The 26,562-nt window shown below is 75.5% G+C and carries 25 protein-coding genes; 15 read left to right on the forward strand and 10 right to left on the reverse strand.

The window, feature by feature from the left end; all coding sequences use genetic code 11:
• Positions 1-4 precede the first annotated feature (4 nt).
• Positions 5-1,552 (forward strand): glycosyltransferase family 39 protein, encoded by a 1,548-nt coding sequence (locus NLX85_RS15640; RefSeq protein ID WP_254335702.1) that lies wholly within the window; start codon positions 5-7, stop codon positions 1,550-1,552.
• A gap of 54 nt (positions 1,553-1,606) precedes the next feature.
• Complete coding sequence (locus NLX85_RS15645; RefSeq protein WP_254335703.1) at positions 1,607-2,425, forward strand: TIGR04222 domain-containing membrane protein; 819 nt, start codon at positions 1,607-1,609, stop codon at positions 2,423-2,425.
• Between the two features lie 93 nt (positions 2,426-2,518).
• Here NLX85_RS15645 and NLX85_RS15650 read toward each other — a convergent pair whose 3' ends face one another.
• A complete protein-coding gene (locus NLX85_RS15650) occupies positions 2,519-3,997 on the reverse strand; it encodes a von Willebrand factor type A domain-containing protein (protein ID WP_254335705.1) in 1,479 nt (492 codons plus the stop codon).
• 228 nt (positions 3,998-4,225) lie between these two features.
• Between NLX85_RS15650 and NLX85_RS15655 the strand changes: the two genes are divergently transcribed.
• From NLX85_RS15655 to rox, 6 genes are all read left to right on the forward strand, one after another.
• On the forward strand, positions 4,226-5,692 hold the full coding sequence (locus NLX85_RS15655) for a hypothetical protein (RefSeq protein WP_254335707.1): 1,467 nt from the start codon (positions 4,226-4,228) through the stop codon (positions 5,690-5,692).
• Positions 5,693-5,732: 40 nt separating this feature from the next.
• On the forward strand, positions 5,733-6,311 hold the full coding sequence (locus tag NLX85_RS33670) for a hypothetical protein (RefSeq protein WP_374628123.1): 579 nt from the start codon (positions 5,733-5,735) through the stop codon (positions 6,309-6,311).
• Between the two features lie 205 nt (positions 6,312-6,516).
• The gene (locus NLX85_RS15665) at positions 6,517-7,086 is read left to right on the forward strand and encodes a hypothetical protein (protein WP_254335709.1); all 570 of its coding nucleotides are present in this window, start codon (positions 6,517-6,519) and stop codon (positions 7,084-7,086) included.
• Positions 7,083-10,298, forward strand: coding sequence for a glycosyltransferase (locus NLX85_RS15670; RefSeq protein WP_308210740.1), 3,216 nt, complete (start codon positions 7,083-7,085; stop codon positions 10,296-10,298). The genes NLX85_RS15665 and NLX85_RS15670 overlap by 4 nt, the downstream gene beginning before the upstream one ends.
• A gap of 262 nt (positions 10,299-10,560) precedes the next feature.
• Complete coding sequence (locus NLX85_RS15680) at positions 10,561-11,046, forward strand: hypothetical protein (RefSeq protein WP_254335711.1); 486 nt, start codon at positions 10,561-10,563, stop codon at positions 11,044-11,046.
• A gap of 391 nt (positions 11,047-11,437) precedes the next feature.
• Positions 11,438-12,862, forward strand: coding sequence for a rifampin monooxygenase (gene rox, locus NLX85_RS15685; RefSeq protein ID WP_254335713.1), 1,425 nt, complete (start codon positions 11,438-11,440; stop codon positions 12,860-12,862).
• Positions 12,863-12,966: 104 nt separating this feature from the next.
• Here rox and NLX85_RS15690 read toward each other — a convergent pair whose 3' ends face one another.
• Complete coding sequence (locus tag NLX85_RS15690; RefSeq protein WP_254335721.1) at positions 12,967-14,169, reverse strand: erythromycin esterase family protein; 1,203 nt, start codon at positions 14,167-14,169, stop codon at positions 12,967-12,969.
• Positions 14,170-14,228: 59 nt separating this feature from the next.
• Between NLX85_RS15690 and NLX85_RS15695 the strand changes: the two genes are divergently transcribed.
• The 3 genes from NLX85_RS15695 (at position 14,229) to NLX85_RS15705 (ending at position 17,093) form a co-directional block, all read left to right on the forward strand.
• Positions 14,229-14,954 carry a TioE family transcriptional regulator gene (locus tag NLX85_RS15695; RefSeq protein ID WP_254335722.1) on the forward strand — a complete coding sequence of 242 codons (726 nt, stop codon included), beginning with the start codon at positions 14,229-14,231 and terminating at the stop codon, positions 14,952-14,954.
• Between the two features lie 54 nt (positions 14,955-15,008).
• Positions 15,009-15,593: a TetR/AcrR family transcriptional regulator gene (locus NLX85_RS15700; protein WP_254335724.1), complete on the forward strand. Its 585-nt coding sequence runs from the start codon at positions 15,009-15,011 to the stop codon at positions 15,591-15,593.
• 75 nt (positions 15,594-15,668) lie between these two features.
• Positions 15,669-17,093 (forward strand): DHA2 family efflux MFS transporter permease subunit, encoded by a 1,425-nt coding sequence (locus NLX85_RS15705; RefSeq protein ID WP_254335726.1) that lies wholly within the window; start codon positions 15,669-15,671, stop codon positions 17,091-17,093.
• Positions 17,094-17,150: 57 nt separating this feature from the next.
• On the opposite strand, the gene NLX85_RS15710 is transcribed toward NLX85_RS15705, so the two are convergent.
• Positions 17,151-17,510 (reverse strand): hypothetical protein, encoded by a 360-nt coding sequence (locus NLX85_RS15710; protein WP_254335728.1) that lies wholly within the window; start codon positions 17,508-17,510, stop codon positions 17,151-17,153.
• Positions 17,458-17,625 carry a DUF1992 domain-containing protein gene (locus NLX85_RS33425; RefSeq protein ID WP_254335730.1) on the reverse strand — a complete coding sequence of 56 codons (168 nt, stop codon included), beginning with the start codon at positions 17,623-17,625 and terminating at the stop codon, positions 17,458-17,460. Before NLX85_RS33425 ends, NLX85_RS15710 begins: the two co-directional genes overlap by 53 nt.
• A gap of 160 nt (positions 17,626-17,785) precedes the next feature.
• Here NLX85_RS33425 and NLX85_RS15720 point away from each other — a divergent pair, with 160 nt between their 5' ends.
• Entirely contained in the window at positions 17,786-18,211 is a 426-nt protein-coding gene (locus tag NLX85_RS15720) for a YkvA family protein (protein WP_148425799.1), read from the forward strand.
• A 32-nt stretch (positions 18,212-18,243) separates the two neighbouring features.
• The gene (locus tag NLX85_RS15725; RefSeq protein ID WP_256567020.1) at positions 18,244-18,924 is read left to right on the forward strand and encodes a sulfite exporter TauE/SafE family protein; all 681 of its coding nucleotides are present in this window, start codon (positions 18,244-18,246) and stop codon (positions 18,922-18,924) included.
• A gap of 62 nt (positions 18,925-18,986) precedes the next feature.
• On the opposite strand, the gene NLX85_RS15730 is transcribed toward NLX85_RS15725, so the two are convergent.
• On the reverse strand, positions 18,987-19,535 hold the full coding sequence (locus NLX85_RS15730) for a GNAT family N-acetyltransferase (RefSeq protein WP_254335734.1): 549 nt from the start codon (positions 19,533-19,535) through the stop codon (positions 18,987-18,989).
• 102 nt (positions 19,536-19,637) lie between these two features.
• Between NLX85_RS15730 and NLX85_RS15735 the strand changes: the two genes are divergently transcribed.
• Positions 19,638-20,288 carry a LysE family translocator gene (locus NLX85_RS15735; protein WP_254335736.1) on the forward strand — a complete coding sequence of 217 codons (651 nt, stop codon included), beginning with the start codon at positions 19,638-19,640 and terminating at the stop codon, positions 20,286-20,288.
• 18 nt (positions 20,289-20,306) lie between these two features.
• Here NLX85_RS15735 and NLX85_RS15740 read toward each other — a convergent pair whose 3' ends face one another.
• From NLX85_RS15740 to NLX85_RS15755, 4 genes are read right to left on the reverse strand one after another with little or no spacing between them, the layout of a single operon-like run.
• Complete coding sequence (locus NLX85_RS15740; RefSeq protein WP_254335738.1) at positions 20,307-20,816, reverse strand: NUDIX domain-containing protein; 510 nt, start codon at positions 20,814-20,816, stop codon at positions 20,307-20,309.
• A 9-nt stretch (positions 20,817-20,825) separates the two neighbouring features.
• Positions 20,826-21,650, reverse strand: coding sequence for an SDR family oxidoreductase (locus NLX85_RS15745; RefSeq protein WP_254335740.1), 825 nt, complete (start codon positions 21,648-21,650; stop codon positions 20,826-20,828).
• Positions 21,647-22,960 carry an NAD(P)/FAD-dependent oxidoreductase gene (locus NLX85_RS15750; RefSeq protein ID WP_254335742.1) on the reverse strand — a complete coding sequence of 438 codons (1,314 nt, stop codon included), beginning with the start codon at positions 22,958-22,960 and terminating at the stop codon, positions 21,647-21,649. The genes NLX85_RS15745 and NLX85_RS15750 overlap by 4 nt, the downstream gene beginning before the upstream one ends.
• Before the next feature lie 53 nt (positions 22,961-23,013).
• On the reverse strand, positions 23,014-23,658 hold the full coding sequence (locus tag NLX85_RS15755; RefSeq protein ID WP_308210766.1) for a TetR family transcriptional regulator: 645 nt from the start codon (positions 23,656-23,658) through the stop codon (positions 23,014-23,016).
• Positions 23,659-23,735: 77 nt separating this feature from the next.
• On the opposite strand from NLX85_RS15755, the gene NLX85_RS15760 reads away from it, so the two are divergent.
• The gene (locus NLX85_RS15760; RefSeq protein WP_254335746.1) at positions 23,736-25,097 is read left to right on the forward strand and encodes an MFS transporter; all 1,362 of its coding nucleotides are present in this window, start codon (positions 23,736-23,738) and stop codon (positions 25,095-25,097) included.
• On the opposite strand, the gene NLX85_RS15765 is transcribed toward NLX85_RS15760, so the two are convergent.
• Positions 25,043-26,470: an MFS transporter gene (locus tag NLX85_RS15765; RefSeq protein ID WP_254335748.1), complete on the reverse strand. Its 1,428-nt coding sequence runs from the start codon at positions 26,468-26,470 to the stop codon at positions 25,043-25,045. The two genes, NLX85_RS15760 and NLX85_RS15765, sit on opposite strands and share 55 nt — an antisense overlap.
• Positions 26,471-26,562: the final 92 nt, after the last annotated feature.

Here is a 26,562-nt window from a genome sequence, read left to right on the forward strand (position 1 = left end):
GCACGTGGCCGAACCCGTCACCGACCTGGACCGCCCCGACGCCGGGGCGCCCACCACGCCGACGACCCCGCCACCCGGGCCGCGCACCGCCGCGCCCTGGCTGGTCGGCGGGGCCGTCACCGCCGTGCTGCTGCTGCTCGCGGGCCGCTACGGCTACCACCGCGACGAGCTCTACTTCCTGCTCTGCGGCCGGCACCTCGACTGGGGCTACGTCGACCAGGGCCCGCTCGTCCCCTCCCTCGCCCGGCTGGCCGACACCGTCGCGCCCGGGAACCTGGTGCTGCTGCGCACCCCGTCGGCGCTGATCGGCGGCGCGTCGGTGGTGCTGGTCGCGGCGCTCGCCCGGGAGTTCGGCGCGGGACGCGCCGCCCAGGTGGCCGCCGCCGTGCTCGCCGCCGCGGCCGGGGTGGTGCTCGCCGCCGGGCACCTGCTCAGCACCACCACCGTCGACATGCTGGTCTGGCTCGCCGCCGCCTGGTGCGCGGTGCGGATGCTGCGCACCGGCGACAGCCGGTGGGCGCTCGGCATCGGGCTGGCGCTCGGCGTGGGCATGCTCAACAAGCTGCTGCCCGCGCTGCTCGGCGCCGGCCTGCTGGCCGGGGTGCTGATCGCCGGCCCACGCCGGCTGCTGCGCGACCGGTGGGTGCTGGCCGGTGCCGGGGTCGCCGCCCTGCTCACGGTGCCGTACGTGGCCTGGCAGGCCGCGCACGGCTTCCCCCAGCTCTCGGTGGCCTCGTCGATCGCCGGGGGCGACAGCTCCTACAGCGGCCGGCTGGACGCGGTCGTGCTGCAACTGATCATCATCAGCCCGTTCGCCACCCCGGTCTGGATCGCCGGCCTCGTCGCGCTGCTGCGCCGGCCCGCCTGGGCGGCGTACCGGGCGATCGGCTGGGCCTGGCTCGTGGTGTTCGCGATCGTCCTGCTCGCCGGCGGCAAGGGCTACTACGACGCCCCGCTGCTGCTGGTGCTCACCGCGGCCGGCGCGGTGGTCACCGTCGAATGGGCCCGGCGTGGCGCGGCCCGGGCCCGGCAGGCGCTGCTCGGCACCGCCGCCGCGTTGATGGTGGCCAGCAGCGCGGTCCTGCTGCTGCCCACCCTGCCGGCCGACCGGCTGCCCGGCTTCGTGGTCGAGGTCAACTACGACGCGGGCGAGACCATCGGCTGGCCCGCGTTCGCCGACTCGGTCGCCGCCGTGCACCGGGGCCTGCCACCGGAGGAGCGCGCCCGGGCGGTCGTGCTCACCGGCAACTACGGCGAGGCCGGCGCGCTGGCCCGCTACGGCCCGGCCCGGGACCTGCCCCGGGCCTACTCGGGGCACAACAGCATGGCCCGATTCGGTCGCCCGCCGGACGACGCCGACGTGGTGATCGCCGTGGGCTGGGAGCGCCCCGACCAGCTGCGTGCCTGGTTCGCCGAGGTCACCGAGGCCGGCCGGGTCGACCAGCGGGTCGACGTGGACAACGACGAGAACGGCGGCCCGATCTTCGTCTGCCGCGGACTGCGCCGCCCCTGGTCGCAGATCTGGGACAGTGAGGTGACTCACGCCTCCTGAGCGGCGGCCACGCGGCGGTCGGGCGACCCGCACGGCCGGGCCATACTTGTCGCCATGCTCTGGGGTGTCAGCGGACCGATCTTCCTCCTCGACTACCTGGGGGCGGTCGCCGTGGCCCTCGCCGTGGCGCTGGCGGCGCGCGAGCTGACCGGCCGGAGAGCCCGGGGCGCGGCCCCGGACCCCGTCGAGCTGGCCTACCTCACCGACCGGGCCCTGCTGGCCTGCCAGGTGGGGATTGCCGCGCTGCAGCGCGCCGGCGTGGTGCGGCGCGGCGAGCTGGCCACCCTGTCGGTGGACGGCCCGCCGCCACCCCGGTCACCCGCGCTGGTCCGCGCCCTGCACGCCGCGCTGCGCCGGCCGCAGACCTGGGCCGCCGTGCTCGCCGACCCCGGCGTCGGCCGGGCGCTGCGCCGGCTGGTCGGCCGGCTCGTCCGGGACGGCTGGCTGCTCACCCCGGCGCAGCGGCGGCGCATCGCGCTGGGCACCCTGCCGCTGTTCGCGGTCGCCGTGGTCGGGGTCACCCGGCTCGTGGAGAGCGCGGTCGAGGGGCGCGACGCCGGCGGTCCGGCCTCCGTGGCGGGCCTGCTGCTGTGCTGCCTGGCCACCGCCCTCGGCGGCTGGTGGCTGTGCGAGGTGCCGGAGACCGGCGCGGCCGCCCGCCGCCTGCTGCGCCGGCAGCGCCGGGAGCACGCCGAGCTGGACCCGCAGCGGCGACCGGCCTGGCGCGAGCGGAGCACCGAGCAGCTGCTCACCGCGATGGCGCTGTTCGGACCGCGCCCCCTGCTCGCCGTCGACCCGGGCCTCGCCGTGCAGGTCGGCGTCGACCCCGAGCGCGGCCGCCCGACGCCGGAGCCGAAGCCGGCCCGCCGCTGACCGACCGCGGGCCGGCGCCGGCCGTGCCGTCCGCTGACCCGCAGCGGGCCGGAGCGGGCCGGCGCCTCCCCTGCCCGGCGCCGGCCCGGCCGGTCACCGCAGCTCGTCGGCGGAGCGGATCACCCGGGCGAGGTCCCGCACCTCGGCGTCCTCGGTGGCGGCGGCCGCCCCGTCGGCGATGGTGGCCAGGTCGGTCAGCCGGACCTGCCCGTCGGGCCGGTCGTCCCGCAGCGTCTGGGCGAACCAGGCCGCCGCGTAGCAGGCCCGCAACCGTGGCGACGCCTCGGTGAAGGCGCCGTCGACGTCGGCGACGGTCACCGACCCGTACGTCTCGGCCGGCGTACGGGCCGCCGGGTCGGTCCAGCGCACCTGCACCTGGGCGATCCGGGCCGACGGGGACGCGCCCTCGGCGAGCCGGACCGCGTACAGCGCCGTGACGCTGTGCCCCGGGCCCACCTCGCCGCCGTCGACCCGGTCGTCGCGGAAGTCCTCGTCGGCCACCGCCCGGTTGTCGTAGCCCACGAGCCGGTAGGAGCGCACCGCCTGCGGCGCGAACGTCACCTGCACCTTGGCGTCCAGCGCGCGCACGCTCAGCGTCGCCGGCAACTGCTGCACGAACACCTTGCGGGCCTGCTCCCGCTCGCTGACGTAGACCGCGAAGCCGTCGCCCCGGTCGGCCAGCTGCTCCATCAGCTCGTCGCCGTAGTCGCTGCCCACGCCCACGCCGAGCAGGGCGATCTGCTTCTCCGCCTCGGCGCGTACCCGGCGGAGGATCGGCTCGGCGTCGGTGCTGCCGACGTTCGCCAGCCCGTCGGAGAGCACGATCACCCGGTTCGTCCGGCCCGGACGGAAGCCGTCCCGGGCCACCCGGTAGCCGAGCACCAGGCCGGCCTCCAGGTTCGTGCTGCTCCGGGTGTGCAGCGAGTCGATCGCCGCGTGCAGCGGCCGGGCGTCGGCCACCGGCGTCATCTCCCGGGCCACCCGGGCCTTGTCGCTGAACTCGACCACGGCGATGGAGTCGGTGGGACGCAGCTGGTCCACCAGCGTGTGCAGGGCGTCGCGCACCAGGTCCAGCCGGCCGGGCTCGCCCATCGACCCGGAGACGTCGATGACGAAGGTGAGTGCCGCGTCCGGGCGGCGCTCCTCGTCCTCGGCCCGGGTCTGCAGGCCGACCCGCAGCAGCCGCTCGTCGCCGCCGGCGTCGTGGGTCCGTGGCAGGCGGGCGCCGTCGACGTGCACGGCGAAGCCGTCGCCGGCCGGCTGCGGGTAGTCCTGGCGGAACGAGTTGACGAACTCCTCGGGCCGTACCCTGCCGGGCTCCGGCAGGCGGCCGTCCATGATGAGCCGGCGGGCGTAGCCGTACGACGCGGTGTCGACGTCCACGGCGAAGGTGGAGCGCGGGTCGTCCGACGTGCGGGTCTCGTCACCGGACCAGGGGATGCCGCCGTTCGGGCGGACCGGCCCGGGGGCTGCGTCGCTGCGCCGCGCCCCGCCGCCGGAGCCGCAGGCGCTGACCGCCATGGCGGTGGCGACCGCCACCAGCAGAAGCGCCGACCGTCTGATGTGAACCATGGCTTCCTCCGAGGGGCTGGGGGCGGGTCATGGTCATTGACGCAGACCGGCGTCGCGGCGGATCCCGCCGTGGCCGGACCGATACGCAAGCGCGACCGTCGTGACCGAACCGTGCGCGGGACGTGACCTGAGCGGGCCGCCGGGCGGCCCCTCGGCGGGCGTCGGCGCGGCCGATGCGGCAGAGTGGGCCCACGGCCGGGGGCGGCCGGGACGAGCAGGAGGTGAGCCGTGGACGGCCCGACCGGGGTGGTGTTCCCCGCGACCGGCGACGGCCGGCGCAGCACGACCGTGCTGGGGCGGGCGGTGGTGGCCGACGCCCTGCGGGCGGTGGACCCGGTCGGCGCCCGCTCGGCCGAGCACGAGACCGACTGGCGGCACGGCTACCTGGGCCACTTCCGCCGGCTCGTCGAGGCCGGCCTGCTCTCCCGGGAGGCCGCGCTCACGATCGCCCGGGACGGGCTCGCCGCCCTGCACGCCCGGATGCGCTACGTCCCGGCCGACGGCGCCGAGGTCACGCTGGACGAGGCGTTCGCCCTGCCGGACGGGGAGCCGCCGCTGGAGACCGCCACGGTGACCGGGGCCGGCGAGGTGGAGCGCGAGCTGTCCCTGCCGTACCGGGGACAGCGCCTGCGCGGCGACGACCTGCGCCGGCGCCTCGACGCCTGGGTGGACGCGGGCGTCGTCGAACCGAGCTGCGCCGAGGCGGTCCGCGCGGTGCAGGCCAACCCGGACTGGCTGGACCTGAGCGACCAGCGGATCGTGGTGCTCGGCGCGGGCGCCGAGATGGGCCCGCTGCCGTCCGTGCTGCGTTGGGGCGGCGCGGTGGTCGCGGTCGACCTGCCCCGCCCGGAGATCTGGCGCCGCCTGCTGCGCACCGCCCACCGGTACGGCGGCCGGCTGGACCTGCCGGTGCGGCCCGGCACCGCCGCCGACGACGGGGCCCTCGCCGCCGGGGCCGGCGCCGACCTGCTGCACCGCCTGCCACAGGCCGCGCGGTGGCTGCGCGGCCTGGACGGCCGCCTGGTGCTCGGCAACTACGTGTACGCCGACGGCGCGACAAACGTCCGGGTCGCCACCGCGGTCGACGCCCTGACCGCCCACCTGGGACGGCACCGCCCGGACGCCGCGCTGGCCTTCCTGGCCACCCCCACCGACGTGTACGCCGTGCCCGCCGAGGCCGTCGCCCACGCCGAACGCGGGTACGCCGGCCGAGGTCCGGCGCGCCGGGCACTGCGGCTGCTCTCCGGCGGCCGGCTGCTGCACCGCAACTACCCGCCCGGGGCGGACCCGGGGATCAACGACAGCCTGGTGCCGCAGCAGGGACCGAACTACGCCCTGGCGAAGCGGCTGCAACGCTGGCGGGCGGCGGTGGCCCGGGACGCCGGCGCCACCGTGTCGTTCACCGTGGCCCCGCCCACCCGGACCCGCTCGGTGCTGCGCAACCGCGCCCTCGCGGCCGCGTACGCCGGGGCGCACCGGTTCGGCATCGAGGTGTTCGAGCCGGCCACCAGCAACACCCTGATGGCCGCGCTGCTCGTGCACGACCTGCGCACCGGCGGCGGTCCGGCGCAGGAACACCCGTGGCGGGACGAGGCGTACGCGGCGGCGCACGGCGGCCTGTGGCGGGTGCCGTACGCCCCGCGCAGCGCGCTCGGCCTCGCCGTGCTGCTGGGACTGGGTGGCGCACGGGCCTGACCGCAGGTTTCCTCCTCTCGGGCGCCGGGAAGGCACCGGCATGGCCGAGACCTTCGCAGACCAGGACCTGACGACCCTGCGGTCCATCGCGCGCGGGGCCGGAATAACGGACACCGAGCGCATGCCGCACGACGAACTCGTCGACATGTTGCGCCGGGCGGGGCTGGCCGACCCGGACGCCCGGCCGGTCGACACCAGCCTGGCCGATCCGGGTGACCCCGGCGTGCCCGGCGCCTACCACGCGCGGGGCGTCGGGCGGCGGGAGTCGGCCGGCGGCGCGGGCGCCGAGACCGCCGACTGGCCGGACCAGCCCACCCAGGACCCGGCGCGGCTGTCCGGGCTGCCCCGCAGCAGCCTGACGCTGGGTGACGAGAGCACCGGCGGGCAGGCCGCCGAGGAGGCGATCGGCGCCCGGCCCGGGGAGACTCAGGTCGACGACCGCGCCCAGGGCAGCCAGGGCGTCCAGGGCGAGATCCGGGATCCGGCCGGGCTGTCCGGGCTGCCTCGCAGCAGCCTGACCCTGGGTGACGAGAGCACCGGCGGGCAGGCCGCCGAGGAGGCGATCGGCGCCCGGCCCGGTGAGTCCGGCACCGAGATCGACGACCGCACCGAATCCTGACCGACCGCCGCCGCGAGCCACCCCGACCCGGGGTGGCTCGCGGAACATTGTGGACGTTAATCCTGTTTGGCCGGTCAAGTCCCCGGCGCTCCGTTTGGGGTGCCCGTGCCTGCTATTCCGGATATGCGAATGGTGAAAACAACCGCCCCTCGCCTCACTTTCGAATCGGGACATACACCCACAAGCTCCCCAATAGCCTCAGCCAGTGGCTTCGCGCATTTCGTTCGACCGGCTCCCCGGCGGCTCGCACCCTCCCCTGACACCGGTCCCGCCCCGGCCCGCCCGACCGGTCTTCGTGGACGCCACCGGCACCCGCCGGCAACGGATCCGGCGCGCCGGCGTCCTCGTGGCGTTGGCCTCGCTGGGCTACCTGCCGATGGCCGGGAGCGCCCTGCTCCCCGGCCCCGCGACGCCGCTGCTGCCCGGCCCGGTCCCGGTCGGCGGCGCCCCGAGCGGCGGAGCCACCCAACCCTCCTTCGCCGCACCCGCGGCCGGGCCGACGGACCGGCGGCCGGCCCCGAAGCCGACCGAAGTCGTGGACGCTCCGGCGCCGGCCGCCGCGCAACGGCCGGCCGGCAACGTGCGACCGGCGCCCCGGCGGATCGAACCGACCCGGGTGGACGCGCGGCCGCAGGACCCGCCCGCGACGCCGGCCCCGAGCGCGCCGCCGATCCCACCACCTGACGGCCCGACACCGACCGCCACGCCGACACCCCCCGCGCAGGACACCACCGTGCCCACCCCGCCCTGGCTCGTTCCGGGGGTCGTGGGATGAGCCCGCCGAGCCGGCGCGCCGCCGGCCGGTTCGTCGTCACGTCCCTGGCCCTGGTGGTCGGGTCCGTGCTGCTGGTCGAGGCGTACGCGAACGCCAGCTTCCGCCCCGACCACGTCCGCGACGCCGAGGACCAGGTCACCGTGCCCACGGAGATCCTGAACGGCGGGCCGGTGCTCGACGCCCGCGGCGACCAGCCCCGCACCTACCGCCTGCCCGCGCGCACCATCGCCCTCACCTTCGACGACGGGCCGGACCCGACCTGGACCCCGCGGGTCCTCGACGTCCTGCGCCGCCACCACACCCCGGCCACCTTCTTCGTCATCGGGTCGGAGGTGGCCCGCCACCCGGACCTGGCCCGGCGCGCCGCGGCCGAGGGGCACGAACTCGGCGTGCACACCTTCACCCACCCCGACGCAAGCCTGCTGCCCGCCTGGCGGCAACGGATGGAGTACGCGCAGACCCAGATGGCGATCGTGCACGCCGCGGGGATCCGCACGAGCCTGCTGCGCTTCCCGTACTCCTCGGTCCCCAGCGCCGTCGACGACGCCAACTGGCCGGTGATCCGCCGGGCCGCCGAGCAGGGCTACCTGACCGTGGTCAACGACCTCGACGGCGAGGACTGGGCGCGGCCCGGGGTGGACACCATCGTGCGGAACCTGACGCCGGTCGGCGACGCGGGCGCCGTGGTGCTGCTGCACGACGCCGGCGGGGACCGGTCGCAGACCCTCGCGGCCCTGGACCGGTTCATCCCGCTGATGCGCGCCCGCGGCTACACCTTCACCACCGTCAGCGCCGGGATCAACCGCGCCCGACCGGACGCGCCCGCGTACGCCGGCAACGTCGCGGCGTCCACGGGCGACCGCTGGCGGGCGGCGCCGGTCTGCTGGGCGATCCGGCTGGCCGACGGCATCCTGCGCGGCCTCGCCCTGATCTTCGTGGTGGTCGGCCTGCTCATGCTGGCCCGCACCGTGATGCTGCTCCTGCTGGCCCGCCGGCTGGCCCGCCGCCGCCGGGCCCAGCGCTGGCCCTGGGGAGTGACGACCGCGCCGGTCTCGGTCATCGTGCCCGCTTACAACGAGCGGGCCGGCATCGTCGCCACCGTCCGGTCCCTGGTCGCCAACGACCACCCCGGGATCGAGGTGATCGTGGTCGACGACGGCTCGACCGACGGCACCGCCGATCTCGTCGACTCGCTCAACCTGCTCGGCGTCCGGGTCATCCGCAAACCCAACGGCGGCAAGGCGACAGCCCTCAACACCGGACTCCTGTACGCCTCGCACGACATCATCGTCACCGTCGACGCGGACACCGTCTTCGAGCCGGACGCGATCCGCCGGCTCGTCGAGCCGTTCACCGATCCGGGGATCGGCGCGGTGGCCGGGAACGTCAAGGTCGCCAACCGGCACCGCCTGCTCGGCCAGTGGCAGCACATCGAGTACGTCATCGGCTTCAGCCTGGACCGCCGGTTCTACGAGAAGCTCGGCTGCATCCCGACGGTGCCCGGCGCGATCGGCGCCTTCCGACGCCGCGCCCTCACCATGGTCGGCGGGATGAGCGGCGACACCCTGGCCGAGGACACCGACGTCACCATGGCGGTGCTGCGGGCCGGCTGGCGGGTGGTGTACCAGGACCGGGCCCGCGCCTGGACGGAGGCCCCCGCCTCGGTGGGCGACCTGTGGCGGCAGCGCTACCGCTGGAGCTACGGCACCCTCCAGTCGATGTGGAAGCACCGCGGCGCCGTCCGCGACCGGGGCCCCGGCGCCCGGTTCGGCCGATTCGGGCTGCCCATGCTCGCCCTGTTCGGCGTGCTGCTCCCCCTGCTCGGGCCGGTGCTGGACCTGCTGGCGGTCTACGGGCTGTTCTTCCTGGACACCACCAAGACGGCGGTGGCCTGGCTGGTCATGCTGGCCGTGCAACTGCTCACCGCGGCGGTGGCCTTCAAACTCGACCGGGAGCCGCTGCGTCCGCTGCTCGCCCTGCCGATCCAGCAGTTCGCCTACCGCCAGCTGATGTATCTGGTGCTGGCCCGCTCCATGGTGACCGCGCTGACCGGCGCCCGGCTGGGCTGGCGCCGGGTGAAACGGGCCGGCGAGCCGGTCGAGGGGACGCCCGTCGCGCCGGGCGCCGGTACGCCGCCGGGTCGTGACCGCTGGTTCGACACGTTGCGGGCGCTCGCGCTGGGCCGGGTCATCGCGTACCACATGTTCGGCGCCGCCTGGCTGAGCCTCGCCTTCCCCGCCATGGGGGTGATGTTCGCCCTCGGTGGCGCGCTGATGGCCCGCTCACTGGACCGTCAACCGGAGCGCGCGGTCAGCGGCCGGCTGCGCCGCCTCCTCCCCGGGCTGTGGGCCCTCGGCCTCGTGCTGGTGCCGCTGATGCTCTGGCACGGCTGGTCCGACCGGCCCGCCTGGCCGGCGCTGCTGAGCTGGGCGGTGCCGCTGGTGCAGCCGCCCGGCAACGCGTGGGCCGCGGACGTGACCGGGGTGCTCTGGTACCTGGTGACGTACCTCTGGCTGGTGCTGCTCTCCCCCGCGATGCTGGCGCTGCACCGGCGGTGGCCGGTGTGGTCGGTGCTCGTGCCGCTGGCCGGCGTGGTGCTGCTGCAGACCGCGGCGCCCGGGTTCGACGGGCCGGTGGAGTCGGTGCTGACCGACCTGGCCATGTTCACCGCCTGCTGGCTGGTGGGCTTCGCGCACCAGGACCGCCGGTTGCGGCGGCTCTCGCTGCCGGCGCTTCTGGGCCTGGCGGCGCTCTGCCTGGGGGTCGCGGTCGGCTGGCTGGTGACCCACCCGGACGCGGGCCGCGACCTCAACGACATCCCGGTGGCGCAGGCGTTCTGGTCGCTCGGGTTCGTGCTGGTGCTGCTGCGCGTCGCGCCGCCGATGGGCTGGCTGGCCCGCATCAGACCGCTGGACCGGCTGGTCACCGCGCTCAACAGCCGCGCGCTGACCATCTACCTCTGGCACAACGCCGCCATCGCGGTCTGCTTCGCCGTGGGCGATCTGATCGGTGTCTGGCGGGTCGGCCAGGTCGGCTACCTGGCGGTGGCCCTCGTACTGATCGTCGGTCTGGTGCTCGCCCTCGGCTGGATCGAGGATCTCAGCGCCCGGCGGCCACCCCGGCTGCTGCCCTGGCCTGGGCGCACCGCCGCTCGGCTTCCCGGGGCACGTCCCGCCACGACGGAACGCCAACCAACCCCGGTGAGGACGTGAACACGTGCGACACGAACGTTCAAATCGTCATAACCAGGTAAATACGTCGCATACTTGACTCACATTGGCGGGCGTACCCGGACCGGGCCGCCCACCTCGGAGACGACGTCACCGTGGGCGGCCGCCCACGGTGACGCGAAGGCGGTGATTGGGGTGATCACCGCGGCCGGCACGGGTCTCGCCCTCCTACGGGCCCGTGCCGGCCACCCCGGACCCGAAACTCTCGATGCCTGATCCCTCGCAGGTCAGAAGCGGAGCGCAGATGGCGATGTGGCACCCGCCGACCCCGGCGGAGCAGGAACTGTGGAACGCGGTCGTGGCCGGGGTGCGGGCGGCCGACGAGTCGGACCTGGCGGGCGTCGACGCCGCGGTCGACCGGCTGTCCCGGCTGCCCCACCCGTGGGCGTATCACGTCCTCGGCGACACCGCCGGGCTGCTCATCGAGGAACTCGACCCGGACGGCCAGGATGTCTGGCCGCTGCTGGCGGCCCAGCTCGACGACGAGGACCCGACCCACCGGACGGCCCGGCGGCGCCGGGCGTCGCTGCATCCCGCCGGCCGGCGGCCCACAGTGCCCGAGGCCGGCGAGCCCGAGGCGCTGCGGCGACGCCTGCTGCTCATCGCCCGGCTGGCCGACGCCACCCAGGCCGGAGTCGGCGCGTTCCTCGACGTCGCGCTGGCCGACAACGACGCCCGGGCCCCTCGGGCACCGTCCAACTCGCTCCCGCACTGCCGCCTGGGCCAGTGAGCCGGACGAACCGCAGGGCGATCAACCGCCGCTCGCGCACATAACTGTCATTATGATGCTTCGGATTTTCGTCCCCTTTGTCCACATCGATTGCCGGATTGCTGTAACCGTTAATCCGTTAATCACGTTGGCCTGCGTGCGGAAAGGGCTGGACGGGATGATGCGCGGCTTGTAGCTTGCAGGTGCCCGTGACACCGCCCGAGGAGGTGAGACCCATGAACGCTGTATCGATGTGGGTGCTCCCCCTACCCGTCACGGCCGGGCGATTGACGTAGGTGTCGCCGGGAGCGCCTCGCCACCAAGGCACTCCCGAAGGGCAACACCTATGAACTCTTTGCACGTCACCGCCGAGCCGCCGTCGGACGACACGGCCGGGCGCGACGTCCCCCTCGTGTTCGACGTGATCATCGCCGGGTGCGGGCCGACCGGCGCCATGCTGGCCGCCGAGCTGCGGCTGCACGACGTGCGGGTACTCGTCCTGGAGAAGGAGACCGAGCCCGCGTCGTTCGTCCGCATAGTCGGCCTGCACATCCGCAGCATCGAGCTGATGGCGATGCGCGGGCTGCTGGAGCGCATTCTCGAACGCGGCAGACGGCGTCCGGCCGGCGCCTACTTCGCCGCCATCGACAAGCCCGCGCCCGAGGGCCTGGATTCCCCGTACGCCTACCTGCTGGGCATCCCGCAGCCGGTCATCGTTCGCCTGCTCGAAGACCATGCGATCGAACTGGGTGCACAGGTCCGTCACGGCTGCGCGGTGGTCGGCGTCGAGCAGGACGACGACGGTGTGACCGTCGAGCTGGCCGACGGGGAACGGCTGCGGTCGCGCTACCTCGTCGGCTGTGACGGAGGGCGCAGCACGGTGCGCAAACTTCTCGGCGTCGCCTTCCCCGGCGAGCCCTCGCGGAACGAGACGCTCATGGGCGAGATGGAAGCGGCCGCGCCGCGGGAGGAGATCGCCGCCAAGGTGGCGGAACTCCGCGAGACCGACAGGCGCTTCAGCCTCACGCCCGCGGGCGTCGGGGTCTATCGCGTGGTGGTCCCCGCCGCGGGAGTCAGCGATCGCGCGGCACCGCCCACCCTCGAGGATTTCCAACAACGGTTGCGCACCGTCGCCGGAACCGATTTCGGCGTGCACTCCCCGCGCTGGTTGTCCCGCTTCGGCGATGCCACCCGGGTCGCCGAACGGTACCGGGTCGGGCGGGTACTGCTGGCCGGCGACGCGGCACACGTCCACCCACCCATCGGCGGGCAGGGCCTCAACCTGGGCGTCCAGGACGCAGTCAACCTCGGCTGGAAGCTGGCCGCACAGGTCCGCGGCTGGGCGCCGGAGACACTGCTGGACACCTACCACGCCGAACGTCGTCCGGTGGCCGAGGACGTGCTGGACAACACCCGCGCCCAGATGGAACTGCTGTCCACCGGAGCGGGCCCGCGGGCCGTGCGCAGGCTGCTCACCGAACTGATGGACTTCGAGGAGGTGAACCGCCATCTGCTCGAGAAGATCAGCGCGATCGGCATCCGCTACGACTTCGGCGACGGCCCCGACCTGCTCGGCCGCCGGCTTCCCGACATCGACCTGAAACAGGGCCACCTCTACGGTCTGCTGCATCGCGGCCGCGGCCTGCTGCTGGACCGCACCGAACGCCTGACCAACGGCGGCTGGTCCGACCGGGTCGATCACCTCGCGGATCCCACCGCGGCACTGGACGCTCCGTGCGTCCTGCTACGCCCCGACGGCCACGTCGCCTGGATCGGCGACGATCAGCGGGACCTGGACGACCAGCTCTCCCGCTGGTTCGGCAAGCCCACCAGCTGATTTCGCCGGCCTGTCGTCCGACGTCCACCGTCCGCTGGCTGACGGGAATGGCCATGCCAGCGGACGGTGGCCGGTCGTGCTGTCCGTGCCTCGTCCCGAGACACCTAGCTGCGCACGGCGTCCTTCACGAACACGAGGCCCTCGATGTCGGCCAGGTGCCCCGGGTCGAGCGGGGCGTAGCCGAACCAGGGGGACACGCGCGGAGCGGGCGCCGCCTCGCCGAGGACCGTGGCCAGTCGGCGGGGGTCGACGACGTAGCGGTCCCGCGGGAGCGCGTACAGGTGCCCTTCGAGGGTGTCCGGGGGTGGGGTCTCCACGCCGTGGTGGCGGATCGTGCCGAGGGCCGTGGCCAGGAAGGCGTACCCCTCGCCCAGGTGAGGGCTGACGAGCGCGCCGGCGCTCCACCACTCCACCGGCAGGTCACCCAACCGCATGGTGCTCTTCGGCCGCTGCAGGTGGCTGTTGTGGGCGTGCACAAGTGTCGGACCCCGTTCGGCGAGGGCGAGCAGGTTGGCGGCCATCATGGAGTCCCGCACGCCGAGCAGCCGCGGGATCCGGCTGGGTGACGTGTCGGCCATCGAATGGTGGTAGCGCAGCAGGCCGGCGGCGGTGCGCCCGTACAGGCGCGCCCGGTCCCACTCCTCGGGTGTGGACGTCGCGATCAGGTGTGGCGTCTGCGCGTCGAGCAGGGCCACCAGGTCGTCGGCGACCAGCCGCAGTTCCCTGGCCTCGGGCGTCCGGCCCACCGACCGGGTCGGGTCCATCATCGCCGCCGGTTCGGTCCACCGGTCGTCGGCGCCGAGCAGGCGGTCGAGTGTCTCCGCGGTGCAGGGAAGCAGGCCGTCGTCGACCCGGGCCGCGAGGTAGCCGTGCAGAGCGGTGAGGGCCTGCCGGGGGCTCGCGGCGGCGGTGATCTCCAGCGGGCCGTCGAAACCGGCGAACCGCACCCGCTCGGACGCGGGCCGGCCCTCGTTGTACGCCCGCATCCAGCGCACCAGTTCGCGGTTGCCCGGGAAGGCGCCCCACTCGTGGCTGAAGCCGCGCTCCATGACCTCGTCGAGGTCGCCCGCGCCCGACGTGACGTGGTCGTCCACCACCAGTCCCATCAGGCAGTCGCTCTCGATGGCGATCGTCCGGTAGCCCTCGCGCTCGACGAGTTGCCGGAAGAGATCGTTGCGCAGGTCGAGGAGAACCTCCTCGCCGTGGGTCGGCTCGCCCAGGGCGAGCAGCCGCGGTCGGGCCGGGAGCAGCCCCATGACGACAGCGGCGTCGACGGCATGGGCGGTGTCGGTGATACCAGCAGTCATGCCCTCAACGCTATCGTTGAACCGTCGGTTGAGACTTCTGCGTGAATCGAGGCAGGGACGTGCGGCAGAACCCTCAACACGATGGTCGGCTGAGGCCGGTCGACCTGGCACGCCGGCACGGTCTGTCCACGCAGGCGATCAGGAACTACGAGGCGGCCGGGGTCCTTCCGGAGGCGGAACGCACCCCCCACGGCTACCGCACCTACACGCCGCTGCACGCGAGCGCGCTGAACGCGTTCCTGGCCCTCGTGCCCGGCCACGGCCACGGGACGGCCACGTCGATCATGCGGGCGGTCAACCGGGACGCGACCGGGGCAGCCCTTCGGCTCATCGACGAGAGCCACGCCCAGCTTCTCGACGACCGCCGCACCCTCCAGGCCGTCGAGGCCGCGCTGCGCGACCTGGAGCCCGTGCCGCCGGAACGCGGTGACACGTTCGTGGGCCCGCTCTCGAGAAGGTTGGGCATCCGCCCGGCCACCCTGCGCAAGTGGGAACGCGCCGGCGTGGTCCAGCCGCGACGCGACCCGCGGACGGGCTACCGGGTCTACAGCGCCGCCGATGTCCGCGACACCCTGCTGGTCCACCAGCTCAGGCGGGGCGGCCACCTGCTGGAGCAGATCGCCCCGCTGATCGCCCAGGTCCGCTCGGCCGGGGGCGTCGCACCCCTCGAATCGACGCTGCGCGACTGGCACGCCCGTCTCGCGGCCCGCAGTCGAGCCATGCTGACCGGCGCCGCGGCGCTGGACGCCTACCTCGACTGCCGGCCCGATCCAGCGGACGAGTGACGCCGGACAGGGCCGGGGTTGCCCGCACGGGCGGACCCGGTAAATACTTACTGCATGAGTGACAGCCGGGCCGCCCTGCTCGACGCCGCGGCGGAGGAGTTCGCCCGCACCGGCCTGCACGGCACCCGCGTGCAGGCGGTGGTCCGGCGCGCCGGAGTCAACGAGCGCATGATCTACCACCACTTCGGCAGCAAGGAAGGGCTCTACGCGGCCGTCATCGACGAGCAGCGGGCGGGGCTGGCCGCCGCCTGGGCGCCGGTGCTCGACCGGGCCGCCACCCTCGACCCGTACGCGGGGATGCGCGCCGCCTTCACCGGCTTCTACGACATCCTGCGGGCCCGCCCCCGACTGCTCGCGCTGATGCTGCACGAGTCGCTGAGCGGGTCCGGCGCGCTGTCCCTGCCCACCGCCGACCAGCTCCCCGGGGCGATCCGCGACCTGTACGAGCGCGGCCAGTCCGAGGGCGCCTTCCGCGCCGACTGCCCGTTCGAGGTGGCGTACGCGACCGCGATGGGAGCGCTCGTGGCGTTGCAGGTCTTCGCTCCCCCGTTCGCCGTCGGGGCCGGCACTCCGCAGCTGCGGGACCGGGTGGTCGGGCAGTTGCTCGACGGGATGACCGGGCCGGTTCCCGGCCGCTGAACCAGCACACCGGTGGCAGCCTGCGGAGCCCGAGTCTCCGCAGTAAGCATTTACCGCAGAATCGAGGAGGCCGGAATGGACCGGACCATCGAGCCGCCCGCGCCGGCACCCGGGGTCTCCCCGGCGCTGCGCCGGCTGGTCAGCGTCATCATGCTCGGCGCGCTCGCCGTGCAGCTCGACGCCACCATGACGAACGTCGCCGTCCACACGCTGCTGCGGGAGTTCGACGCGACCCTGTCCACCGTGCAGTGGGTCGGCACCGGCTACCTGCTGGCGATGACCGCGATGATTCCGCTGACCGGCTGGGCCGCCGACCGGTTCGGCACCCGTACGCTCTGGACGCTGAGCCTCGCCGGGTTCCTGCTGGGCTCCCTGCTGTCCGGGCTGGCCTGGTCCGCCGGCAGCCTGATCGCGTTCCGGGTCGTCCAGGGCGCGGGCGGCGGGATGCTCGTACCTCTGGCGCAGACCATCCTGGCCCGCGCCGCAGGCCCCGACCGGCTCGGCCGGGTGATGGCCGCCATCGGCGTCCCCGCCATACTCGGCCCGGTCCTCGGGCCGGTGCTCGGCGGCCTGATCGTCGACGACGTGGGCTGGCGGTGGATCTTCTTCGTCAACCTGCCGGTCGGCCTGGCCGGGCTGCTCCTGGCCCGCCGGGTGGTGCCCGACGACCGGCCGGCGACCGCCGCCCCGCTGGACCTGACCGGGCTGGCGTTGCTCCCGCCCGGTTCCGCCGCCGTGGTCTACGGCCTGGCCGAGGCCGGCCGGCACGGCCGGTTCGACGCCCCGGGGGTGTTGGTCGCGGTGGGTCTCGGCGGCGCGCTGCTGGCCGGCTTCGCCGGGCACGCGCTGCGGACCCGGCGGGAGCCGCTGATCGACCTGCGGCTGCTGGCCGACCGCACGTTCGCGGCCTGCGCGGCGGTGGTGTTCCTCTCCGGCGTCGCCCTGTTCGGGGCGATCATCCTGCTGCCGCTCTACCAGCAGCAGGTGCGGGGCGCGTCCGCGCTGGCGGCCGGGCTGCTGCTGGCCCCGCAGGGCGTGGGCATGGCGATCGGGCTGGTGGCCGCCGGGCGACTCACCGACCGGATCGGCCCCCGGCCGATCGTGCTGGTCGGCCTCGTGGTGGCCGCTGCCGGCACGCTCACGTACACCCGGGTGGCGGCCGACACCGCGCAGCCACTGCTCGCCGCCGCGCTGCTCGTCACCGGCGCCGGCATGGGTGCCACCGTGGTGCCGGTGCTGGCCAGCCCGTACCGGGGACTGCCGCCGGCGGCGATCCCGCGGGCGACCAGCGCCATCCGGATCTTCCAGCAGCTCGGCGGGGCGTTCGGCGGGGCGGTGCTGGCGGTCGTGCTCCAGCGGCAGCTCGCCGCGCCGGCCGGGCGGGCGGCCGCGTTCGGGGCGACCTTCTGGTGGGTGCTCGGGTTCACGCTGCTGGGGGTGCTCCCGGCCCTGCTGCTGCCGGCCACCCGGGCGCCGCGGCCCGGCGCCGGGCCGGCCTGAGCAGCCGTCGTCGGGGAACCACCGGCTCGGGGGTGGTGGTTCCCCGACGACGGCCGATCAGCGGCGCCGCCAGGGCCACCACCGGCGGCGCGGTCGGGCGGGAATGGAGACGGGCGCGGGCTGGGCCGCCACCCGCTCGGCCGCGGCCCGCCCTCGGGCGGCCCGCCAGTCGCGGACCACGTCGTCGGCGTTGACCGGCCGGACCACCACGCGCGGCCCGGTGGGTGTGCGCAACCAGGCCACCACCTCGCTGTTGAGGGCGGCCACGTACGCCCGTACCGATTCCTCGGTGGGCAGGTCGCGCACCTCGTCGGGGAGCTTCTCGATGCGGCGGCGCAGTTGCAGCGGGGTGGGCAGGAGCAGGTCACCGAATCTGTTCGCGCTCCAGGAAGCTGCGGATCCACCAGCCCTCGTCATACGGCAGGCCCCGCCCGGGGATCGGCTTCCCGGCACCCGGCAGGTTGTCGAACTCGCCGCGCTCCTGGGCCGAGCGGATCTGCGCCTCGACCGCGGCCTCCCAGCCTGTCGTCACCGCCGTCACCTCCCGTCTTCACCGTATCCGCGGGGTCACCGACCCGGTTCAGCGCCGGCCGGGACCGGGCTGTTCCCGTCCGGCGGCCGGCGGCGGCGCGGCGTACATTCCTGGTGGGCCGGCGGGCGGCCCGTACCCCCGGGCGGGAGGGACCACCGGCGTGCGTGACTGGCTCATCGGCCTCGGCGTCGCGGTGGCCTGCCTGCTGGCCAGCTGGGCGCTGCTGGTGCTGCTGGCCCGGCGGCTGCCGCCGGGCATCCTGCGCGATCTGGCCGCCTTCATCCCGGACTGCCTGACCACCGTGCGCCGGCTGCGCCGCGACCCCCGGGTGCCGCGCCGGGCCAAGGTCGCGATCGTGTTCGCCGGGCTCTGGCTGGCCAGCCCCATCGACCTGATCCCGGAGTTCCTGCCGGTCATCGGCCCGCTCGACGACATCGTGGTGGTCGCGCTCGCGCTGCGCTACGCCGGCCGGCAGGTGCCCCGGCAGGTGCTGCTCGACGCCTGGCCGGGCGAGCCGCGGCTGCTGCTGCGCCTGCTCGGCCCGGCGCCGGCGGCCGGGCCGGGCGTCGAGGAGTCCGCGCGCTGAGCACGCTGCTGGCCGCCTCGGCGGCGGCGTTCCTGCTGGCCGCGCTGTCCGCGGTGACCGGTTTCGGCGGGGGCGTGCTGTTGCTGCCGGTCTTCACCGCGCTGTTCGGGCTGCGCGTCGCGGTGCCCGTGCTCACCCTCACCCAGCTCGCCAGCAACGCCGCCCGGGTCTGGCTGAACCGGCGGGAGCTGCACGCCGCCCTCGCCCGCCGGTTCGCGCTCGGCGCGGTGCCGTTCGCCCTGGCCGGGGCCCTGCTGCTGGCGCACGCGCCGCTGGCCGCCCTGAAGCGGCTGCTCGGGGTGTTCCTGCTGGGCGTGGTGGCGTGGCGTCGCCTCGGCCGGCCGCCGGGACGGCCCGGCGCGCGGACGTTCGTGGCGGTCGGCGCGGCCTCCGGGCTCGGGTCGGCGCTGCTCGGCTCGGTCGGCCCGCTCACCGCGCCGTTCTTCCTGGCCTACGGGCTGACCCGGGCCGCGTACGTGGGCACCGAGGCGGCCGCCGCGCTCACCCTGCACCTGGCCAAGACCGCCGGGTACGCCGGGGCCGGGCTGCTCGGCCGGCAGGTGCTGCTGCTCGGGGCGGCGCTCACCCCGGCCACCCTGGCCGGCGCGTGGGTGGGGCGCCGGATCGTCGGCCGGATCAGCGACCGGACCTTCGTCGCCCTCGTGGAGGCGGGACTGGTCGCGGCCGCCCTGCTCTTCCTGGCCGGCCGCTGACGGTGGCCCGGCTCAGGGCCGGTGGCGGTGGCCGGGCTCAGGGCCGGTGGCGGTGGCCGGGCTCAGGGCCGGTGGCGGACGTGCCGGTGACCGTCGCGCGGGAACGGCGGCCGGGCCGGCAGCACCTCCGCGAAGGCGTACCCGCTCTTCTCCGCCACCCGGCAGGAGGCCGGGTTGTCCACCTGGTGCAGCAGCTCCAGGCGGGTCAGGCCACCCGCGGCGAACCGGGCGAACGCCCAGTCGGTGACCGCCGCCACGGCCCGCGGCGCGACCCCGCGCCCCCGGGCCGGCGCGGCCGTCCAGTAGCCCACCTCGGCGGCCGGCCGGCCGGGGGTGACCTCCTTGAGCACCACGTTGGCCACCAGCCGCTCCCCCTCGGCGGTGGGCTCCAGCACGGCGAAGCTGAACCTGCGGTCGGCCGCCCAGCCCTGCCGGCTGCGGCGCAGGAACGCGCGGGCCTCGGCGCGGGTGGTCACCGGGAGCCGGGTCCAGGAGCGCAGGACCGGATCCCGGTACGCGGCCAGCAGCGCCTCGGCGTCGTCGTCGCGCCAGGGGCGCAGCAGCAGGCCGGGTGCGGAGGGGGTGGCGGCGGCGTGGAGCACGATCGACATCCCGGTAGTGTCGCCCGTCACGCCCCCGCCCGGCGAGCCCGCCCCCACGGCGCCGGAGCGCGCGCGTAGGGTCCGGGCAGGACGGACGGGCGGGGAGGCGACATGGTCACGGTCGGCGCGCTGGTGGGGATCGCCCTGGTGGCGTTGGGTCTGGTGCTCACGCCCGGCCCGAACATGGTCTACCTGGTGTCCCGGTCGGTCACCCAGGGCCGGCGGGCCGGGCTGGTGTCGCTGCTCGGCGTGGCCGTCGGCTTCCTGGTCTACCTGGCCGCCGCGGTGGCCGGCATCGCCACGGTCTTCGTGCTGGTCCCGCCGCTGTACACGGCGGTGAAGCTGGGCGGCGCGGCCTACCTGCTGTGGCTGGCCTGGCGGACGCTGCGCCCGGGCGGCCGGTCCGCGTTCACCCCGGCCGCGCTGCCGCCGGACCGGCCGCGGCGGCTGTTCACCATGGGCCTGGTCACCAACCTGCTGAACCCGAAGATCGCCATCCTCTACGTGTCGCTGCTGCCGCAGTTCGTCGACCCGGCGCGCGGGCACGTGGCGGTGCAGAGCCTGCTGCTGGGGCTGACCCAGATCGGCATCGCGCTGACCGTGAACGGGCTCATCGTGCTCACCGCCGGCACTGTGTCGGCGTTCCTCACCCGGCGGCCGGCCTGGGCGCGGGCCCAGCGCTACGTGATGGGCACCGTGCTGGCCGGTCTCGCGGTCCGCATCGCCGCGGACCGCTCGCGGGCCGCCGTGGCCACCCCCTGACCGGTACGCCCGCAGCGCTCAGAGGTTGTCGGGCCGGGTGAGCGCCGGGTGGCGTTCGCCCGGCGCCGCGTACCAGGGGTCGCTGTCCTCGCGCAGCGCGGTGGCGATCCGCAGGTGCGACCAGTCGTCCAGGTCGGGCAGTTCGTCGGGGGCGAACCAGGCGACCGCGAGGGACTCGTCGCCGTCGGCGGTGGCGGTGCCGCCGACGGCCCGGCAGCGGAACCAGACGTTGAGGAACTCGCAGGTGTCCCCGTTGGGGTAGACGACCGGGTGGGTGGCCACCCCGCCGATCCGCTCGATCTCGACCTCGATGCCGGTCTCCTCGCGGACCTCGCGGACCAGCGCGTCGGCGGGCTGCTCGCCCGGGTCGACCGTGCCGGCCGGCACCGACCAGCGGCCGTTGTCGCCGCGGCGGGCCAGCAGCACCCGCCCGGCCTCGTCGGTCACCACGCCGCTGACGCCGTAGAGCATCAGCAGGTCGGATCCGATGTGCCGGCGCATCCGGGCGATGTAGGGGGAGACAGGCATGGCGGCACCCTACCGGCGGCCCTCCCGGTGCCGCCGCACCATGCCGGCGGCCAGCGGCGCGGCGTCCAGGTCCCCGGCGGCCAACCGCCCCGCGACGGTACGGCGCACCAGCCGGTCGGCCAGCGCCGGCGCGTGCCGGGCCAGGAACAGCTCCAGCCGCCCCCGTGCGGTGGTGGCCACGTCCCGGGGCGCCCGGCGGGCGGTGGCGGCACGCAGGATCGCGGCGACGACCCCCTCGACGGATTCCAGCCGGGACACCCCGCTCAGCGACAGCCCGGCCTCGGCGGTGCTGTCGTGGATCGGGGAGGCGACCATGCTCGGGTAGACGACGCTGACCCCGACGTGGGTGCCCACCTCGTGGCGCAGCGCGTCGGCGTACGCGACGACGGCCCGCTTGCTCACCCCGTACGCGGCCGCGAGGGGCAGTGGCAGCACGGCCATCCGGCTGGCCACGAAGACCACCCGGCCGCGCGCCGCCTCCAGGGCGGGCAGCGCCGCCGCCGTGGTCCGCCAGGCGGCGAGCAGGTTGACCTCCAGCTGCCGGCGGACCACCTCGTCGGGAGCCAGCTCGGCGGGGGCGGGCCCGCCGACACCGGCGTTGTTGACCAGCAGGTCCAGCCCGCCGAGCCGGTCCACGGCGGCGGCCACCGCGGCCGGCACGGCGGCCGGGTCGGTCAGGTCGCAGCCGAGCACCGGCACCGGGCCGTCCTCGTCCGGGTGCAGGTCCAGCCCCACGACGCGGGCGCCCGCGCCGGTCAGCGCGGCGCACAGGTGCCGCCCGAAGGTGCCCCGCGCGCCGGTGACCAGCACGCGCCGTCCCGCCAGCCCGCTCACCGCCGCACCTCCGCCCGGCGCCGCCCGGCCGCCAGTTCCCGCTCCAGCTCGGTCAGGTACGCGTCGAAGTCGACCCGCATGTGCGGCCGGCGCTGCCCCCACCGGGTGGTGGCGGCGCGCAGCTCGGCCCGGCAGGCGGCCTCCTGGCGGGCCCGGTCCGGCGGTGACCAGGTGCCGGCGAGCCACCCGGCGACCAGCCGGGCCTGGGCCTCGACCAGCGGGAACGCCGCCCCCGTGGACTGCATCAGCCCGACGAAGGCCAGGCCCGGGGCGTCCAGGTGGAACACGTGCCGGTACAGCGGCAGCCGGTCGGCGCCGTCGCCGAGCAGTTCGGGGTCGAGGAAGGGGATCTCCACCCGGTAGCCGGTGCACCAGATCACCAGGTCCACCTCGTCGGAGCGGCCGTCGGTGAACTCGACCCGGTCGCCGGCGAACCGGGCGATGCCGGGACGGGCCTGGATGTCGCCGTGGGTGAGCCGGGACAGCAGCCCGTCGGAGAGGGTGGGGTGGTCCTGGAGGAAGCCGTGGGCGGGGGTGGGCAGCCCGTACCGGGCGGGTGGGCCGACGGTGGCGGTGAGCATGGTCTGGCTGATCCGCTGCCGCAGCCGCCAGGGCAGCCGGCGGGCGAGCGCCCCGTTGAGGGTGTCGGAGGGGCGGCCGAGCAGGTACTTGGGCACCACCCAGACTCCGCGGCGCAGCGACAGCAGCGTGCGCGTGGCGGCGTACGAGGCGTCGACGGCGATGTCCATGGCGGAGTTGCCGCCCCCGACCACCAGCACCCGCCGGCCGGCGAGCTGCTCCGGGCCCCGGTAGTCGTGGCTGTGCAGCTGCTCGGCGGCGCATTCGCCCGGGTACGGGTCGGGCCACTTCGGCACCCGGTTGTGCCCGTTGGCCACCACCACCGCCTCGACGTCGAGGTGGACCGGCCCGTCGGGTCCGGTGGCGTGCACGGTCCAGCCGCCGTCGGCGGTCCGGGTGACCCGTTCGACGGTGTGCCGCAGCCGCAGGGCCTCGCGCAGGCCGAACCGGTCGGCGTAGTCGGCAAAGTAGCCGGCGATGCGGTCGTGGCCCGGGTAGTCGGGCCAGTGCTCCGGCATGGGGTGGTCGGCGAACTGGGTGCGCCCCTTGCTGGTGTTCAGGTGCAGCGTCCGGTACGCCGGCGAGCCGGGCGACCCGTACACCCAGAGGCCGCCGACGGTGTCGGCGGTCTCGAACGCGACCGCCGGCACGCCGGCGTCGGCGAGCGCCTTGAGTGTGGCCAGTCCGGCCGCGCCCGCGCCGATGACCGCCACCCTGGGTCGTGCCGTCATGCCCGCCTCCTAATCCAACGACTGCTGGATAATCCCCGGCGGGCGGCGGCCCGTCAAGAGGCCGCCGGCGGGTACAGCCCGTCGAGGAAGCGGTGCACGAAGCTGCGGAACTCGCGCCGCTCGCGGGCGCCGGAACCGTCCTGCGCGGCGAGGGCCACCACGTGCCCGTGCACCGCCCAGACCAGGCTGCGCACGGTGACGTGCGGGGCCGGCTCGACCAGCGCCCCGCCCGCGGCCGCGGCGGCGAGCAGCTCCTCGACCAGCGCATAGAGCGGGGCCGCGTACCGCTGGTCCAGGTCGGCGTGCCGGTGCGGCTCCAGCCAGCGGCGCAGCCACAGCGCGGTGGTCTCCGGCCGGTCCTCCAGGAAGTCCACGAACACGTCGACCAGGTCGTGCAGCGCCCGCACCGCCTCGCCGCGACCGGCCGCCAGGGCCGCCCGGGCGCGCTCGCCGGCCGCCACGAGGACCTCCCGCTCGGCCGTGAAGACCCGCGCGAAGCAGGCGTCGTAGAGCTCGGCCTTCGTGCCCGTGTGGTGGGCGACGGTGGCCACGTCGACGCCCGCCGCGGCGGCGACGTCGCGCAGGCCGACCGCGTCGAAGCCGCGCTCGGCGAAGAGCGCGGTGGCGGCGGCGAGCACCAGGTCGCGGGTGGGCCGCTGGTCGTCGCGGCGCGGCCGGCCGGGTCGGCGGCGGGGCATGGTCATCCCGCCATTGTTCCCCCTACAATCCAGCATCCGTTGGATTGGGGGCGGCGTGCCCCGAGAAGGGGGCGACCATGACCGGGCTCGACCAGCGGCGGCAGGCCGCCGCCCTGCCGCGCGGCCCGCTGGCCGGCTTCGCCGCCGGCTCGCTCGGCATGGGCGTCTGGGTGACCGTGCCCGGGCTGCTGCTGCTCTACTTCCTCACCGACGTCCTCGCGGTCGCCCCGTGGCTGGCCGGGCTGACCCTGCTGCTGCCCAAGATCGCCGACGTGCTGCTGCACCCCTGGATCGGGCACCGCTGCGACGTCGAGCAGGCCCGCCGCGGCCACCGGCGGCGGCTGCTGCTGGCCGGCTGCGCCCTGCCGCTGGCCTTCGCCGCGCTGTTCGCGGTGCCCGGCGGGTTGGACGGGGCGTCGGCCGCGGCCTGGGTGGCGGTGTTCTTCGTCGCCGGGAACCTGCTGTTCGCCGCGTACCAGGTGCCCTACCTGGCCACCCCCGCGGACCTGCGGATCGGCTACCACGAGCGCACCCGGCTGATGGCCTTCCGGATGGTGGTGCTGACCCTCGGCATCCTGGTCTCCGGGCTGCTCGCGCCGCTGCTGGCCGGCGGCGACGACGCCACCCGCGCCGGCTACCTGCGGATGGCGGCGCTGCTCGCGGTGGGGATGCTCGCGGCCATGGCGGTCGGGGTCGTCGGGATCGACCGGCTGCGCCGCACCGCCGCCGTGGCGGCGCCGCCGCACCGGGCGGGCGGGTGGTCGACCCTCGTGGCGAGCCTGCGCGACCGGCAGTTCCGCTGGCTGGTCGGGGCGTACCTGGCCATGTCCACCACCACCCACCTGGTGCTGGCCGGGGTGCCCTACTACGCCGAGTACGAGCTGGGCCGCCCGAAGCTCACCACCGTGCTGGTCGCCGCGTTCGTCGCGCCGGCGCTGCTGGTCACCCCGGCCTGGCTGGCGGTGTCCCGGCGGGTCGGCAAGCAGCGGGCGCTGCTCGCCGCGCAGCTCGCGTTCGCCGTCGGCGCGCTGGTGCTGGCCGTCGGCCGGCCGGCCGGCCTGCCGGTGCTGGTCGGCGCGGTGGCGGTGCTCGGGGTGGCGTTCGCCGGGATGCAGCTGCTGCCGTTCTCGATGCTGCCCGACGTGATCCGCGCGGCCGACACCGACCGGGCCGGCACCTACACCGGGGTGTGGACCGCCACCGAGGCCACCGGCGCCGCGCTCGGCCCGTACGCCTACGCGCTCTGCCTGGCCGCCGGCGGCTTCGTGGCCTCCACGGCCGGGCAGGCGGTCACCCAGTCGGCGGGCGCGCTGGCCGCGATCCGGTACGGCTTCGGCCTGCTGCCGGCCGCCGTCATGGTGGTCGCGGTGCTGCTGCAACGCCGCTACACGCTCGACCGGGCCGCGCGCGCGGACGCCGGCCGCGACGGCGCCGCCTGACGGGCGGCGTGCGCGACGACGAAGAGGAACAGGCCACAGGCCGCGACGAGGAACCAACCCGGGCGGGACGCGCGCGCCAGGCCCGCCGGGCCGACCCCGGCGACGAGGCCCCCGGCGACGGCGATGCCGATGGCCGATCCGAGCTGCCGGGCGGTGGAGGTGATCGCCCCGGCGACACCGGCCCGCGCCGGCGGCAGGCCGCTCACCGCCGTGTTGGTGATCGGCGCGTTGGCGAAGCCGAAGCCGATGCCGATGAGCAGGTAGGCCGGCAGGAGCTGCCGGAGATCCGGGTCTGGACGCAGGTCGACCAGGCTGAGCCCGCCAACTGTGAGGAACGCGCCGGCGAGCAGGAGCGGCCGCCGCGCCCCGTACCGCCCGGCGAGCCGGCCGGACAGCGGTGCGCTGACGGTCGCGCCGAGCGCCAGGGGCAGGGTCGCGGTCCCGGCGGCGAGCGGGGTCCAGCCGTGGCCGTGCTGCAGGTACAGCGTGGTGAGCAGCAGGCTGACGGTCAGCGCGACGAACACGGCCACCGCGCCCAGCACCGCCGTGGCGAAGGCCGGCCGCCGGAACAGCCCCAGCTCCATGAGGGGTTCGCGGCGACGCCGCTCGACCGCCACGAACCCCACGGCGGCCGCGGCGGCGACCGCGTACGCGGCCCAGGCCGGCGGCGACGCCCAGCCGATCCGCGGGCCCTCGATGAGCACGGCGACGCAGAGGCTCACCACGACGGTGAGGAGGACCTGGCCGGGCAGGTCGAGCCGCCGGGCCCGCGGCGCGCGGGACTCCGGGATGAACCGGGCGCTCAGCACGAGCGCGGCGACGATGACCGGGGCGTTGACCCAGAACACCGACCGCCAGCCGAACGCCGCGATGAGCGCGCCGCCGGCGACCGGCCCGGCCGCCATGCTGAGCCCGAAGACCGAGGCCCAGATCCCGATGGCCTGGGCCCGTTCCCGCGGGTCGGGCATCGCGTTCACCACGATGGCCAGGGCCACGGGATTGAGCATCGACGCGCCGATGCCCTGGACGGCCCGCGCCGCAACGAGCGCGTCCAGTGACGGCGCCACCGCGCAGGCCACCGACGCGACGCCGAAGACGACAAGCCCCCACCGGAAGACCCGGCGGCGGCCCAGCCGGTCGGCCAGCGCGCCCGCGGAGATCAGGAAGCTGGCCAGGATCACGGTGTAGGCGTCCGGGACCCATTCCAGGCTCCGGGTGCCCACCCCGAGGCCGCGCCCGATGGCGGGCAGGCCCACGTTGACGATGGTGGTGTCCAGCCCGACGAGCAGCATGCTCAGCGCGCAGATCGCCAGCACCGCCCACCGTCGGCGCGTACTCAGGCCGGGTGGCACGGTCAGGGATGTCGCGGCCATGCGCTCACCTCCAGGTCGGGGAACATGCCCCGCCATGCTCGGACCGGGCGACCCCCGGGACCCAGCATTCTTGCGGAAACCGCAAAATGGCC

It is taken from the genome of Micromonospora sp. A3M-1-15, assembly GCF_024213425.1.
GTDB lineage: Bacteria > Actinomycetota > Actinomycetes > Mycobacteriales > Micromonosporaceae > Micromonospora > Micromonospora chersina.